This is a genomic window from Klebsiella sp. RHBSTW-00484 (genome assembly GCF_013705725.1).
GTDB lineage: Bacteria > Pseudomonadota > Gammaproteobacteria > Enterobacterales > Enterobacteriaceae > Klebsiella.
In genome coordinates this window covers 5596059-5609538 of record NZ_CP055481.1, presented here as the reverse complement: position 1 = coordinate 5609538, position 13480 = coordinate 5596059, and the positions used below count along the sequence as shown (strand labels likewise).

Sequence of the window (13480 nt, the reverse complement as noted above, 5' to 3'; positions counted from 1 at the left end):
GGCTGATGCTGTTTTTCCACGTCGGGGAGCCAGGTTTTCTGCGTTCCCCGCTGGTATTTTATAAGGGGTTTACGCTTGTTTGACCGTTATGATGCCGGTGAGCAGGCGGTACTGGTACACATCTATTTTTCGCAAGACAAAGATATGGAAGATCTCCAGGAGTTTGAAACTCTGGCCTCTTCCGCCGGTGTCGAAGCAATGCAGGTGATTACCGGTAGCCGTAAAGCACCGCACCCGAAGTATTTTGTTGGTGAAGGTAAAGCAGTCGAAATTGCGGAAGCCGTAAAAGCGACCGGTGCATCGGTCGTGCTGTTCGATCATGCCCTGAGTCCGGCACAGGAACGAAACCTTGAACGCTTATGCGAATGTCGAGTTATCGATCGTACCGGCCTGATTTTAGATATTTTTGCCCAGCGAGCGCGCACCCACGAGGGGAAGCTGCAGGTCGAGCTGGCGCAGTTGCGGCATATGGCGACTCGCCTTGTCCGTGGCTGGACCCACCTTGAAAGGCAGAAGGGCGGGATTGGTTTACGTGGCCCGGGTGAAACCCAGCTCGAAACCGACCGCCGATTGCTGCGTAACCGTATTATGCAGATCCTGTCGCGACTGGAAAAAGTTGAAAAACAACGCGAGCAAGGACGGCGGTCACGCGCCAAAGCCGATATTCCTACCGTGTCGCTGGTAGGTTATACCAACGCCGGTAAATCAACGCTGTTTAACCAGATAACCGAAGCCGAGGTCTATGCCGCGAACCAACTGTTCGCTACCCTGGACCCGACGCTACGCCGCATTGATGTCACTGATGTTGGCGAAACCGTACTGGCGGACACCGTTGGCTTTATTCGTCATCTGCCACATGATTTGGTCGCGGCGTTTAAAGCAACTCTGCAGGAGACACGTCAGGCGACGCTGCTGCTGCACGTCATTGACGCAGCCGATGTCCGTGTGCAGGAAAATATTGATGCAGTGAATACGGTCCTCGCCGAAATCGAGGCCGATGAGATCCCGGTGCTGCTGGTTATGAACAAAATCGACATGTTGGACGATTTTGAGCCGCGTATTGACCGGGATGAAGAGAATAAACCGATCCGGGTCTGGCTCTCCGCCCAGACCGGGGTTGGCGTACCACTCCTTTTTCAGGCTTTAACGGAACGGCTTTCCGGTGAAGTAGCTCAGCACACGCTGCGTCTACCACCGCAGGAAGGTCGACTAAGAAGCCGGTTTTATCAGCTTCAGGCGATAGAAAAAGAGTGGATGGAGGATGACGGTAGCGTTGGTCTGCAGGTACGCATGCCGATCGTTGACTGGCGTCGCCTTTGTAAACAAGAGCCAGCGCTGGTCGAATACGTGATTTGACCTTGCAGCTTGCCTGAAGATATTAACCCCTGTGGGGATATCAAAAACAAATATGGAGCATATACATGGCGTGGAATCAGCCCGGTAATAACGGACAGGACCGCGACCCGTGGGGAAGCAGCAATAACCAAGGCGGCAACTCTGGGGGAAATGGCAACAAAGGTGGTCGCGAGCAGGGACCTCCCGATCTGGATGATATCTTCCGTAAGCTAAGTAAAAAACTCGGCGGTCTGGGTGGCGGAAAAGGTGGGCTGGGAGGCGGTAGCGGCTCTCAGGGACCTCGTGGCCCAATGGGCGGACGTGTCGTTGGCATCGTTGCCGCCGCTGCGGTGATTATCTGGGCAGCCAGCGGTTTCTATACCATTAAGGAAGCTGAACGTGGTGTGGTCACACGCTTTGGTAAATTCAGCCATCTGGTTGAGCCTGGCCTTAACTGGAAACCCACTTTCGTTGATAACGTTCAGGCGGTTAACGTTGAATCAGTACGTGAACTGGCGGCTTCTGGCGTCATGTTGACCTCTGATGAAAACGTGGTGCGCGTCGAGATGAACGTGCAGTATCGCGTGACCGATCCGGAACGTTACCTGTTTAGCGTTACCAGCGCAGATGATAGCCTGCGTCAGGCCACCGACAGCGCTCTGCGTGGTGTTATCGGTAAATACACCATGGATCGTATCCTGACGGAAGGCCGTACCGTGATTCGTAGCGATACCCAGCGCGAACTGGAAGAGACGATTCGTCCGTACAACATGGGGATTACTCTGCTGGACGTTAACTTCCAGACGGCGCGTCCGCCGGAAGAAGTGAAAGCCGCGTTTGACGATGCGATTGCCGCGCGTGAAAACGAACAACAGTACATTCGTGAAGCTGAAGCATACACCAACGAAGTTCAGCCGCGAGCGAATGGTCAGGCACAGCGTATCCTTGAAGAAGCGCGTGCGTATAAAACTCAGACCGTTCTCGAAGCCCAGGGTGAGGTTGCTCGCTTTGCGAAGATCCTGCCTGAATATAAAGCAGCTCCGGAAATTACCCGCGAGCGTCTGTATATCGAAACCATGGAAAAAGTGCTGAGTCATACTCGCAAAGTGCTGGTTAACGATAAGGGGAGCAACCTGATGGTTCTGCCTCTGGATCAGATGCTGAAAGGTGCTGGCGCACCAGCGGCAAAGAGTGATAGCAGTGGCGCAAGCGATCTGCTGCGTCTGCCGCCTGCATCCAGCTCAAGCAGCGCCGGTAACGCTCAGACCTCTACGGGAGGCAACATTATGGACCAACGCCGCGCCAACGCGCAGCGTAACGACTACCAGCGTCAGGGGGAATAACGATGCGTAAATCTGTTATCGCGATAATTGTCATCGTGCTGGTGGTGCTCTACATGTCCGTCTTTGTTGTTAAAGAAGGCGAGCGCGGTATTAGCCTGCGCTTTGGTAAAGTTCTGCGCGACGATGAAAACAAACCACTGGTCTATGAGCCGGGCCTGCACTTTAAGATCCCGTTCATTGAATCAGTGAAAATGCTGGATGCGCGTATCCAGACCATGGATAACCAGGCCGATCGCTTTGTGACCAAAGAGAAGAAAGACCTGATCGTTGATTCGTACATCAAGTGGCGCATCAGCGACTTCAGTCGTTACTATCTGGCAACTGGCGGCGGCGACGTCTCCCAGGCCGAGGTTCTGCTGAAGCGTAAATTCTCTGACCGTCTGCGTTCTGAAATTGGGCGTCTGGATGTGAAAGACATCGTAACGGACTCCCGTGGTCGTTTGACTCTGGAAGTGCGTGATGCGCTGAACTCTGGTTCTGCAGGCACAGAAGATGAAGTCAGCACCCCGGCTGCTGATGATGCGATTGCCAAAGCGGCAGAGCGTGTTGAAGCAGAAACTAACGGTAAGGTGAAAGTGATCAACCCGAATAGTATGGCGGCACTGGGTATTGAAGTTGTCGACGTACGAATCAAACAGATCAACCTTCCTGCTGAAGTCTCTGAAGCGATCTACAACCGTATGCGCGCTGAACGTGAAGCCGTAGCTCGTCGTCACCGTTCGCAGGGTCAGGAAGAAGCTGAAAAACTGCGCGCGACTGCGGACTATGAAGTCACCAAAACGTTGGCCGAGTCTGAGCGTCAGGGACGTATCATGCGTGGTGAGGGTGATGCTGAAGCAGCGAAGCTGTTTGCTGATGCCTTCAGCCAGGATCCGGGTTTCTATGCCTTTATCCGTAGCCTGCGTGCTTACGAGAATAGCTTCCAGAGCAATCAGGATGTGATGGTTCTCAGCCCGGATAGTGATTTCTTCCGCTATATGAAATCACCTGCGGCGACCACCCACTGATAAGTGATTCTGTAAGCAAAAAGGCGCCTGTTAAGGCGCCTTTTTTACAACTGAGCGTGGATTTAGTTGCCCAGCAGTTTATTTAGCAGGCCACCGATCACAGGTACGCTTGCCAGAGTGCTTTCAATCGTTCCACCGATAGTTGAACCAATCGTTTTACCGATCGTTTCGCCCAGCCCCGGAGCGATAGTTGAAAGGTTTACCGTACCCAGAATAGGTAAATCAATGCTCAGATTACTACCTAGCGACCATACCGCAGAACCTGCCTTACTGCCAAGGGATGCCAGACCATCTTGCAGCCAGCCAGCACCGCTTACGGCATCAATTTCAATTGCTGTTAATTCTCTCATAATAATCATCCTAATTATTTTTTGCTCGTATCCAAAGTTGATACGCACGGGCATACTTGCAATTTTAAAAATAACCTGCAATACAATGGGTTATGAATTTTGTTTCATAAAATCAGTTCATAATAAAGAGGAAATACCGGACAATATGAAGTGAGAGTAAACACAACATTGATAAACCACTGGTACTCCACAGCGCGATATTTATATAAAGGTGAATAATGAACTCAACAATCTGGTTGGCACTGGCGCTGGTTTTAGTACTTGAAGGACTCGGGCCATTACTTTACCCACGGGCATGGCGGCGAATGGTCGCCACGATGAGCCAGTTGCCGGATAATTTATTGCGCCGTTTTGGCGGTGGTCTTGTGGTTGCCGGTATCGTGATCTACTACATGTTGAGGAAAACGATTGGCTGATTAACAAGTAGCCTAATTTACCGTATCTTGAGTGCAAAAAGTGCTGTAACTCTGAAAAAGCGATGGTAGAATCCATTTTTAAGCAAACGGTGATTTTGAAAAATGGGTAACAACGTCGTCGTACTGGGCACCCAATGGGGTGACGAAGGTAAAGGGAAGATCGTCGATCTCCTGACTGAACGGGCTAAATATGTTGTGCGCTACCAGGGTGGTCACAACGCAGGCCATACTCTCGTAATCAACGGTGAAAAAACCGTCCTCCATCTCATTCCATCAGGCATTCTTCGTGAAAATGTTACCAGCATTATCGGTAACGGCGTCGTGCTGTCTCCTGCTGCACTGATGAAAGAGATGAAAGGACTGGAAGACCGTGGTATCCCTGTCCGTGAGCGTCTGCTGCTGTCTGAAGCCTGCCCGCTTATCCTCGATTATCATGTTGCGCTGGATGTTGCGCGTGAGAAAGCGCGTGGCGCGAAAGCTATCGGTACTACCGGTCGCGGTATCGGCCCGGCTTATGAAGATAAAGTAGCTCGCCGCGGTCTGCGCGTTGGTGACCTGTTTGATAAAGCAACCTTCGCTGACAAACTGAAAGAAGTGATGGAATATCACAACTTCCAGTTGGTGAATTTCTACAAAGTTGAAGCGGTTGACTACCAGAAAGTTCTGGATGATGTGATGGCGATTGCCGACATCCTGACAGCCATGGTTGTTGATGTCTCCGATCTTCTGGATCAGGCGCGTCAACGTGGCGATTTTGTGATGTTCGAAGGTGCGCAGGGTACGCTGCTGGATATTGACCACGGTACCTACCCGTACGTAACCTCTTCCAACACCACCGCAGGTGGCGTGGCCACCGGTTCCGGTCTGGGCCCACGTTATGTTGATTACGTTCTGGGTATCATCAAAGCCTATTCTACTCGTGTAGGTGCGGGTCCATTCCCGACTGAACTGTTTGATGACATCGGCGAGTTCCTGTGCAAGCAGGGTAACGAGTTTGGCGCCACTACCGGCCGTCGTCGTCGTACCGGTTGGCTTGACGCCGTCGCGGTGCGCCGTGCGGTGCAGATTAACTCCCTGTCTGGCTTCTGCCTGACTAAACTGGACGTCCTGGACGGCCTGAAAGAAGTTAAAATCTGCGTAGCCTACCGTATGCCGGATGGCCGTGAAGTGACCACCACTCCGCTGGCTGCTGACAACTGGGAAGGTATTGAACCAATTTATGAAACAATGCCAGGTTGGTCTGAAACCACCTTCGGCGTGAAAGAGCGCAGCGGCCTGCCGCAGGCAGCGCTGAACTATATCGCGCGCATTGAAGAACTCACCGGCGTACCGGTTGATATCATCTCTACCGGTCCTGACCGTACCGAGACGATGATTCTGCGCGACCCGTTTGACGCATAATTATCCCCAGGGGCGCCGTTCAGGCGCCTCTTGTTTTTGCTGTTCGCCCGCCCCATTTAAATAAATTAGCGGCCTGAGCGTTGGCTGGTTTATCATCAATAGTAATTACGTCTATCGACACACCCTGTTTTTCTTTTCCCTGAGGTTGATTGTGCAGTTAACGAGTTTCACTGATTACGGATTACGTGCGCTGATATATATGGCCTCGTTGCCGGATGGAAGGATGACCAGTATCTCCGAAGTCACGGAGGTTTACGGTGTCTCTCGTAATCATATGGTAAAAATAATCAATCAGTTAAGTCGTGTCGGCTACGTCACGGCAGTACGGGGAAAGAACGGCGGAATTCGCCTTGGCAAACCGGCAAACACGATTCGAGTCGGCGATGTTGTCCGCGATTTGGAGCCGTTATCGTTGGTCAATTGCAGCAGCGAATTTTGCCATATTACACCCGCCTGCCGCCTGAAGCAGGCGCTTGCAGAAGCCACACAAAGTTTTCTTAAGGAACTAGATAACTACACGTTGGCCGATTTGGTTGAAAAGAATCAACCACTTTATAAATTATTACTGGTGGAGTGACGTAAACTTCACTGGAGATGACAACGGAGGAACCGACATGTCACAAGATCCTTTCCTGGACCGCGAAACTGAAAAGTACGCCAATCCAATCCCAAGCCGGGAATTCATCCTCGATCATTTAGCAAAACGCGAAAAACCGGCCAGCCGTGATGAGCTGGCAATAGAGCTGAATATCGAAGGCGAAGAACAACAAGAAGCATTGCGCCGTCGACTGCGCGCAATGGAACGTGATGGTCAACTGGTCTTCACTCGTCGCCAGTGCTATGCGCTGCCTGAGCGTCTCGATCTGCTGAAAGGCATAGTTATCGGTCATCGCGATGGCTATGGCTTCCTGCGCGTCGAAGGCCGTAAAGATGATCTTTATTTATCATCTGAACAGATGAAAACCTGTATTCATGGCGATCAGGTGCTGGCACAGCCTCTGGGTGCGGACCGTAAAGGCCGCCGGGAGGCTCGTATCGTTCGTGTCCTGGTACCAAAAACCGGGCAGATCGTCGGCCGCTACTTTACCGAGGCGGGTGTGGGCTTTGTCGTTCCCGATGACAGCCGCTTAAGTTTCGACATCCTGATTCCGCCGGAAGCAGTGATGGGCGCGCGCATGGGGTTTGTGGTCGTGGTTGAGCTCACTCAGCGCCCAACCCGCCGCACCAAAGCGGTGGGGAAAATCGTCGAAGTGCTGGGCGATAACATGGGAACCGGAATGGCGGTCGATATGGCCCTGCGTACCCATGAGATCCCCCATGTCTGGCCGCCAGAGGTGGAAAAACAGGTTTCAAGTCTGAAAGAACAGGTGCCGGAAGAGGCGAAGGCTGGACGTGTTGATTTACGTAATCTGCCGTTGGTCACCATTGATGGCGAAGATGCTCGCGACTTTGATGACGCCGTATACTGCGAGAAGAAACGCGGCGGCGGCTGGCGTCTGTGGGTGGCCATTGCTGATGTGAGCTACTACGTGCGTCCTGGTACGCCGCTGGATGGTGAAGCACGCAGCCGTGGTACCTCGGTCTACTTCCCATCTCAGGTCGTCCCGATGCTGCCGGAAGTGCTTTCCAACGGTCTGTGCTCGCTGAATCCTCAGGTCGACAGGCTCTGTATGGTTTGCGAGATGACGATTTCATCAAAAGGCCGTCTGACCGGCTTCAAATTCTACGAAGCGGTGATGAGTTCCCATGCTCGCCTGACCTACACCAAGGTCTGGCATATGCTGCAGGGCGATCAGGACCTGCGTGAGCAGTATGCGCCGCTGGTTAAGCATATTGAAGAGCTCCATAACCTCTACAAGGTGCTGGATGTTGCTCGTGAAGAGCGCGGCGGCATCTCATTTGAAAGTGAAGAAGCTAAATTCATCTTCAATGCTGAACGCCGCATTGAGCGTATCGAGCAAACTCAGCGTAACGACGCGCATAAGCTGATTGAAGAGTGCATGATTCTGGCGAACATTTCCGCTGCGCGCTTTGTGGAGAAAGCTGAAGAACCGGCGCTGTTCCGTATTCACGATAAGCCGAGTACGGAGGCGATCACCGCATTCCGTTCAGTTCTTGCAGAGCTTGGACTTGAACTGCCTGGTGGTAATAAGCCGGAGCCGCGTGATTATGCCGAACTGCTGACGTCGATCGCCGATCGACCAGATGCGGAAATGCTGCAAACCATGCTGCTGCGGTCGATGAAACAGGCAGTGTACGACCCGGAAAATCGCGGTCACTTTGGCCTCGCGCTGCAATCTTACGCTCACTTCACTTCGCCGATTCGTCGCTACCCGGATCTGTCGCTGCATCGCGCTATCAAGTATCTGCTGGCGAAAGAGCAGGGGCATAAAGGCAACAGCACTGAGACCGGTGGTTGGCACTACAGCATGGACGAGATGCTGCAACTGGGTGCTCACTGTTCAATGACTGAACGCCGTGCTGACGAAGCCACCCGCGATGTGTCGGACTGGCTGAAGTGTGATTTCATGTTGGATCAGGTAGGTAACGTCTTTAAAGGCGTGATCGCCAGCGTGACCGGTTTTGGTTTCTTCGTGCGTCTGGATGAGCTGTTTATTGATGGTCTGGTGCACGTCTCTTCGCTCGATAATGACTACTATCGTTTCGACCAGGTGGGTCAGCGGCTGATCGGCGAGTCCGGTGGTCAGACTTATCGTCTGGGCGATCGCGTAGAAGTGCGTGTTGAGGCGGTCAATATGGACGAACGTAAGATTGACTTCTCGCTTATCTCCAGCGAGCGCGCTCCGCGCAACGTGGGTAAAACTGAGCGTGAGAAGGCGAAAAAGGGTGCCGCAGGCAAATCCTCCGGGCGTCGTCGTCAGGCAGGAAAGCAAGTGAACTTTGAGCCAGATAGCGCATTCCGCAAAGAGAAAGGCAAATCTCAACCGAAGGCTGCTCAGCCAAAAGGCGAGAAAAAAGCGAAGAAACCGTCGGTGAAAACCCAAAAAATCGCTGCGGCGACCAAAGCCAAGCGCGCGGCGAAAAAGAAAATCGCTGAGTGATTGGATTCCCTTCATCCTGATTCCGTCTAATGTAGCGGAGAACGTCTGGGTGAAGGGAACGGCTAACAGAACCTAAAACGAGTACATAAATGAGTGAAATGATTTACGGCATCCACGCGGTGCAGGCACTGCTGGAACGCGCTCCTGAGCGTTTTCAGGAAGTCTTTATTCTGAAAGGCCGTGAGGATAAGCGCTTGCTGCCGCTGATCCATGCCCTGGAGGCTCAGGGAGTGGTGATTCAGGTTGCCAACCGCCAGTATCTTGATGAGAAAAGCGAAGGTGCTGTTCATCAGGGGATTATTGCTCGCGTGAAGCCTGGGCGCCAGTATCAGGAGAACGATCTGCCGGATCTGATCGCTTCTCTCGAGCAGCCATTCTTCTTGATCCTCGACGGTGTGACCGATCCACATAACCTCGGCGCCTGCTTACGTAGTGCCGATGCCGCTGGCGTGCACGCGGTGATTGTGCCGAGAGATCGCTCCGCGCAGCTCAATGCGACGGCGAAAAAAGTCGCCTGCGGGGCGGCAGAAAACGTTCCGCTTATCCGCGTTACTAACCTCGCGCGTACCATGCGGCTGCTGCAGGAAGAGAACGTCTGGATCGTGGGTACCGCTGGCGAAGCCGACCACACTCTGTTCCAGAGCAAGATGACCGGTCCGATGGCGCTGGTAATGGGAGCGGAAGGCGAAGGTATGCGTCGCCTGACCCGCGAACATTGCGATGAGTTAATCAGTATTCCAATGGCTGGCAGCGTTTCGTCGCTGAACGTGTCCGTCGCGACCGGGATTTGTCTGTTTGAAGCGGTGCGCCAGCGCAGTTAATCTCTTTTCCCCGGGTAAGTCATTCTTTGGAGTGGCTTATCCCCTTATTATCAGTTCATTCTCTCGCTCTATCTGGTTGGCAATTTCTCGAGCTCTCTCTACATAGTTTAACAACTGGTTCAAAGGTAATTCATCACCCGATTCTTCATCTGTTTGCTCGATGAATTTAATCTGTGCGCCACTATTCTGTAATGTTTTTATTAGGTTTAGAAAGTCACCAATCGGACTCTGTTCTTCCAGTATGTCATCGCAGATTTTGTCTTCATCAAATGAAGTGACATAACCTGAAGTGTTCAGGTTATGTTTGATTGCGTTAATGGCGAGATGGGGAAGATGGCGACGAATAAGCGGAATATAGTTCAGTGCGTTTTCCCGGTCTTCAATAATTAAATGAATCATGAAATTCCCTTTCTGATTGTGAGAACACTTTATAACAGAGTTCTATGACGGAAAGTGCGCCGTTGTCCATACTTATGGATAGAGCCATTGAAGGAGGGAAACACAATGCACTGGCAAACTCACACCGTATTCAATCAGCCCACTCCACTTTGTAACAGCAACTTATTCCTGTCAGATACCGCTTTGCGTGAAGCGGTGGTGCGCGAAGGCGCTGGCTGGGACGGTGACCTGCTGGCGAGTATCGGTCAGCAGCTGGGAACCGCAGAGTCTTTGGAGCTTGGGCGCCTGGCAAACAGCAATCCGCCGGAGCTTCTGCGTTACGACGCAACAGGTTCGCGCCTTGATGATGTGCGCTTCCATCCCGCATGGCATCTGCTGATGCAGGGGTTGTGCGCTAACCAGGTACATAATCTTGCCTGGCAGAAAGAGGCTCGTGATGGTTCCTTCGTTGCCCGCGCAGCTCGCTTTATGCTGCATGCGCAGGTGGAAGCAGGAACCTTATGCCCCATCACCATGACCTTCGCCGCCACTCCGCTATTGCAGCGTTCGCTGCCGACACTATTTAGCGACTGGTTATCGCCATTATTGAGCGATCGTTACGATCCACATCTTGTGCCGGGTAACCAGAAACGCGGGCTGCTTATTGGGATGGGAATGACTGAAAAGCAGGGTGGGTCTGATGTATTGAGCAATACCACCCGGGCGGAAAAAACGGCCGGAGGCTTTTATCATCTGATTGGGCACAAATGGTTTTTCTCAGTACCGCAAAGCGATGCCCATCTGATATTAGCCCAGGCACCAGAGGGTCTTTCCTGCTTTTTTGTCCCGCGCCTGTTGCCCGACGGACAGCGTAACGGTATTCGTCTGGAAAGGCTGAAAGACAAATTAGGTAACCGTGCGAATGCCAGTAGTGAAGTTGAGTTTTTTGATGCCTGCGGTTGGCTGGTCGGGGAAGAGGGAGATGGCGTCCGGCAAATCCTCAAAATGGGCGGCATGACCCGCTTCGATTGCGCGCTGGGCAGTCACGCGTTGATGCGCCGGGCTTACTCAGTCGCGCTGTACCATGCGCTGCAACGTCAGGCATTTGGAAAAAATCTGGTTGATCAGCCAATGATGCGCCAGGTTCTGGGGCAAATGGCATTGCGGCTTGAGGGGCAAACCGCCTTTTTGTTCCGCCTCGCGCGTGCATGGGATAGGCGTGACGATGTGCAGGACGCGCTGTGGGCAAGGCTATTCACTCCAGCGGCGAAGTTTGTGGTCTGCAAATCCGGGATTCCGTTTGTCGCGGAGGCGATGGAGGTCTTGGGTGGGGCTGGCTACTGTGAAGAGAGTGAACTACCGCGCTTATATCGCGAAATGCCGGTCAATAGCATCTGGGAAGGCTCGGGCAATATCATGTGTCTGGACGTGATGCGCGTTCTGACGAAGCAACCGGCGGCGCTGGAACTTCTGGCGGTGGAATGTGCGGAAGTGAAAGGGCAAAATCGTCATTTCGATCGCTCATGGCGGCAATTGCAACAGTGGTTACGGCGACCAGCGGAAGGACAGGCCAGGGAGATAACCCAACTGGTCTATATGCTGGGCGTGGGCGCGCAGGTATTGCGCTATGCTTCACCACCGACGGCTGAAGCCTGGTGTCGTATGATGCTCGACGCGCGCGGCGGATTGTTGCTTAGCGAGCCGATGCTAAGTGAAGTATTGAGCCGGGCGACCGGCGGAGCCTTCTAGGGATGGAGCAGGGCGGTAAATTGTTTGTCGCTGCCCTGAAACACATTCAAATCCACAAAGGCGTCTATTCCAGCAAGACGACCACGATTAGCGAACTGCCAGAAGACCCATTGGCGCGAACTTTCCAGCCTGGGCTGGCGCCAGATATCACGGATCCACAACGGATTATCGCTAAATTCATTCTGTAGGTGGTCGTCATAAAATTCGCGGGTGGCATAAAGAATGACTTTTTGCTGATAAACCGTCTCCAGCATGGCGGTCATGGCCCGCACTTCAGCAACGATTTGTTGGTGGCTCTGAGGCATACAGTTACCCCCGTATTCCAGATCCAGCACCGGCGGCAGCGCGTGAGGGCTGACGGGGACAGTGGCGATAAAGTTGCCCGCCTGCGCAATACCGGATTTACAAAAAGTAAAGAAATGGTAGGCGCCGGTGATAATGCCTTGCTTGCGGGCGTTACGCCAGTTGGCATCAAAAGCGCTATCTTTAAAGCTCTCGCCTTCCGTTGCTTTGATAAAGGCGAATTGAATGTTTTGTTTTTTGAGCTGCGCCCAGTCAATGGCTTGCTGGTGATGGGAAACATCAATTCCCTGGATTGGGAACGTTTGACGAGAAGGGTAATTAAAGCGGAGCCAGCCTTCATAGAAGGCAATTCTGGTCAGTCCGGCGAATAGCGTTAACGCCAGCAGCAACCAAATGATCTTTCGTCCCTGGGTAAACATGACTTCCTGCCATGAGAAATGAAACACGAACGCATGCTAGCACATTCAGGCATAAAGAATGGCCTGCACCCGCCAGTTATCCGGTTGTTGCTCTTCATACATCTGGACGATGCGATACCAGGATGCACCTTGCTCATCGGCCTGTACGGCGATGGCATGTTCAACATCCTGCTGGCTACCGGAGATGTTGTTAACGCAAATCAGGCCAATTTCATTGAGGCCTGTTACGCAATCCGCACTGGCAAATTCCGCTGACTGCGCGGAGGTATTGGCCGTTGCCGAGGTCAGCATTAGGCTGGGTAGGGTAAAAGATCGTTTCATCGTCAGCTCCATTTTACGTAGTCCTGAGGGCAGTCCGTTGCTAACGTCCTGCCAGGTTACAGCTGGCCGAACGTTATTATGCACAGGAAAACGTGAATGGGCGCAAAGCAGTGTAAAGCTCGTTTAAAGATTAACCGCTATTTACGGTAGAGAATCGCTTGCGAATACCACTGGCCGGGAACCATCGTGTCATCAATCATGATGATGACGTAGTAATCCGCTTTCGCCTTCTCTGCTTTGACCTTTAACGCAGCTTCTACATCCATCGGTGAGCCGTACATTAATACGCTCACCGTGCCCATCTTTTGTAGACCCGTCGTTTGGTTACGCTGGATCTCTTGCGGATGGTCGGTTGCGGGCGGTGGTGCTTCTGGCGTTCCTTGTAAGGCACTACAGCCAGTCAAGACGATAGCCAGTAACCATGGTGTAAACCTACGCATAACCATATCTCGTTTCCTGATAGTCATAGTGTAGTGGTAGCCTGAATGTCATTTCCGGGGAATGTTCCCAAATTGTTATCTCGGACGCGATTTTCGAATGAAAATATTCTGAAAGCGTAACCGGGTTCTCAACAT

14 protein-coding genes are annotated in these 13480 nt (G+C 52.5%); 9 read left to right on the top strand and 5 right to left on the bottom strand.

The window, feature by feature from the left end:
- Window positions 1-75: 75 nt before the first annotated feature.
- The 3 genes from hflX (at window position 76) to hflC (ending at window position 3685) form a co-directional block, all read left to right on the top strand.
- Window positions 76-1356, top strand: a complete 1281-nt coding sequence (gene hflX, locus HV213_RS26370; RefSeq protein WP_110274472.1) for a ribosome rescue GTPase HflX — start codon at window positions 76-78, stop codon at window positions 1354-1356.
- Window positions 1357-1421: 65 nt separating this feature from the next.
- On the top strand, window positions 1422-2678 hold the full coding sequence (hflK, locus tag HV213_RS26365; protein ID WP_181483923.1) for an FtsH protease activity modulator HflK: 1257 nt from the start codon (window positions 1422-1424) through the stop codon (window positions 2676-2678).
- Between the two features lie 2 nt (window positions 2679-2680).
- Window positions 2681-3685 carry a protease modulator HflC gene (gene hflC / locus HV213_RS26360; protein WP_181483922.1) on the top strand — a complete coding sequence of 335 codons (1005 nt, stop codon included), beginning with the start codon at window positions 2681-2683 and terminating at the stop codon, window positions 3683-3685.
- Window positions 3686-3747: 62 nt separating this feature from the next.
- Here hflC and HV213_RS26355 read toward each other — a convergent pair whose 3' ends face one another.
- Window positions 3748-4035 carry a hypothetical protein gene (locus HV213_RS26355; RefSeq protein ID WP_181483921.1) on the bottom strand — a complete coding sequence of 96 codons (288 nt, stop codon included), beginning with the start codon at window positions 4033-4035 and terminating at the stop codon, window positions 3748-3750.
- Window positions 4036-4253: 218 nt separating this feature from the next.
- Between HV213_RS26355 and HV213_RS26350 the strand changes: the two genes are divergently transcribed.
- The 5 genes from HV213_RS26350 (at window position 4254) to rlmB (ending at window position 9735) form a co-directional block, all read left to right on the top strand.
- Complete coding sequence (locus tag HV213_RS26350) at window positions 4254-4451, top strand: DUF2065 domain-containing protein (protein WP_004097978.1); 198 nt, start codon at window positions 4254-4256, stop codon at window positions 4449-4451.
- A gap of 102 nt (window positions 4452-4553) precedes the next feature.
- On the top strand, window positions 4554-5852 hold the full coding sequence (locus HV213_RS26345) for an adenylosuccinate synthase (protein WP_110274469.1): 1299 nt from the start codon (window positions 4554-4556) through the stop codon (window positions 5850-5852).
- 151 nt (window positions 5853-6003) lie between these two features.
- The gene (nsrR, locus tag HV213_RS26340; RefSeq protein WP_110274468.1) at window positions 6004-6429 is read left to right on the top strand and encodes a nitric oxide-sensing transcriptional repressor NsrR; all 426 of its coding nucleotides are present in this window, start codon (window positions 6004-6006) and stop codon (window positions 6427-6429) included.
- Between the two features lie 37 nt (window positions 6430-6466).
- Entirely contained in the window at window positions 6467-8914 is a 2448-nt protein-coding gene (gene rnr, locus HV213_RS26335; protein WP_181483920.1) for a ribonuclease R, read from the top strand.
- A gap of 89 nt (window positions 8915-9003) precedes the next feature.
- Window positions 9004-9735: a 23S rRNA (guanosine(2251)-2'-O)-methyltransferase RlmB gene (gene rlmB / locus HV213_RS26330; RefSeq protein ID WP_181483919.1), complete on the top strand. Its 732-nt coding sequence runs from the start codon at window positions 9004-9006 to the stop codon at window positions 9733-9735.
- A 36-nt stretch (window positions 9736-9771) separates the two neighbouring features.
- Here the strand turns inward: rlmB and HV213_RS26325 are convergent, their stop codons facing one another.
- Window positions 9772-10134, bottom strand: a complete 363-nt coding sequence (locus tag HV213_RS26325; RefSeq protein ID WP_181483918.1) for a hypothetical protein — start codon at window positions 10132-10134, stop codon at window positions 9772-9774.
- A gap of 105 nt (window positions 10135-10239) precedes the next feature.
- Here HV213_RS26325 and HV213_RS26320 point away from each other — a divergent pair, with 105 nt between their 5' ends.
- Window positions 10240-11862, top strand: a complete 1623-nt coding sequence (locus tag HV213_RS26320) for an isovaleryl-CoA dehydrogenase (protein ID WP_181483917.1) — start codon at window positions 10240-10242, stop codon at window positions 11860-11862.
- On the opposite strand, the gene HV213_RS26315 is transcribed toward HV213_RS26320, so the two are convergent.
- The 3 genes from HV213_RS26315 to bsmA all read right to left on the bottom strand — a co-directional run bounded on the left by HV213_RS26315 (window position 11859) and on the right by bsmA (window position 13351).
- Window positions 11859-12584 carry a glycoside hydrolase family 25 protein gene (locus tag HV213_RS26315; protein ID WP_181483916.1) on the bottom strand — a complete coding sequence of 242 codons (726 nt, stop codon included), beginning with the start codon at window positions 12582-12584 and terminating at the stop codon, window positions 11859-11861. The two genes, HV213_RS26320 and HV213_RS26315, sit on opposite strands and share 4 nt — an antisense overlap.
- Window positions 12585-12629: 45 nt before the next feature.
- A complete protein-coding gene (gene yjfN / locus HV213_RS26310; protein ID WP_181421806.1) occupies window positions 12630-12905 on the bottom strand; it encodes a DUF1471 family protease activator YjfN in 276 nt (91 codons plus the stop codon).
- A 137-nt stretch (window positions 12906-13042) separates the two neighbouring features.
- Window positions 13043-13351, bottom strand: a complete 309-nt coding sequence (bsmA, locus tag HV213_RS26305; RefSeq protein ID WP_220022289.1) for a biofilm peroxide resistance protein BsmA — start codon at window positions 13349-13351, stop codon at window positions 13043-13045.
- Between the last annotated feature and the right edge of the window lie 129 nt (window positions 13352-13480).

Excerpts from the sequence above, each read along its gene's own strand:
- hflK (WP_181483923.1), top strand. The coding sequence starts at position 1,422 with ATGGCGTGGAATCAGCCCGGTAATAACGGACAGGACCGCGACCCGTGG.
- hflC (WP_181483922.1), top strand. The coding sequence starts at position 2,681 with ATGCGTAAATCTGTTATCGCGATAATTGTCATCGTGCTGGTGGTGCTC.
- HV213_RS26355 (WP_181483921.1), bottom strand. The coding sequence starts at position 4,035 with ATGAGAGAATTAACAGCAATTGAAATTGATGCCGTAAGCGGTGCTGGC.
- HV213_RS26350 (WP_004097978.1), top strand. The coding sequence starts at position 4,254 with ATGAACTCAACAATCTGGTTGGCACTGGCGCTGGTTTTAGTACTTGAA.
- HV213_RS26345 (WP_110274469.1), top strand. The coding sequence starts at position 4,554 with ATGGGTAACAACGTCGTCGTACTGGGCACCCAATGGGGTGACGAAGGT.
- rnr (WP_181483920.1), top strand. The coding sequence starts at position 6,467 with ATGTCACAAGATCCTTTCCTGGACCGCGAAACTGAAAAGTACGCCAAT.
- rlmB (WP_181483919.1), top strand. The coding sequence starts at position 9,004 with ATGAGTGAAATGATTTACGGCATCCACGCGGTGCAGGCACTGCTGGAA.
- HV213_RS26325 (WP_181483918.1), bottom strand. The coding sequence starts at position 10,134 with ATGATTCATTTAATTATTGAAGACCGGGAAAACGCACTGAACTATATT.
- HV213_RS26320 (WP_181483917.1), top strand. The coding sequence starts at position 10,240 with ATGCACTGGCAAACTCACACCGTATTCAATCAGCCCACTCCACTTTGT.
- HV213_RS26315 (WP_181483916.1), bottom strand. The coding sequence starts at position 12,584 with ATGTTTACCCAGGGACGAAAGATCATTTGGTTGCTGCTGGCGTTAACG.
- yjfN (WP_181421806.1), bottom strand. The coding sequence starts at position 12,905 with ATGAAACGATCTTTTACCCTACCCAGCCTAATGCTGACCTCGGCAACG.
- bsmA (WP_220022289.1), bottom strand. The coding sequence starts at position 13,351 with ATGGTTATGCGTAGGTTTACACCATGGTTACTGGCTATCGTCTTGACT.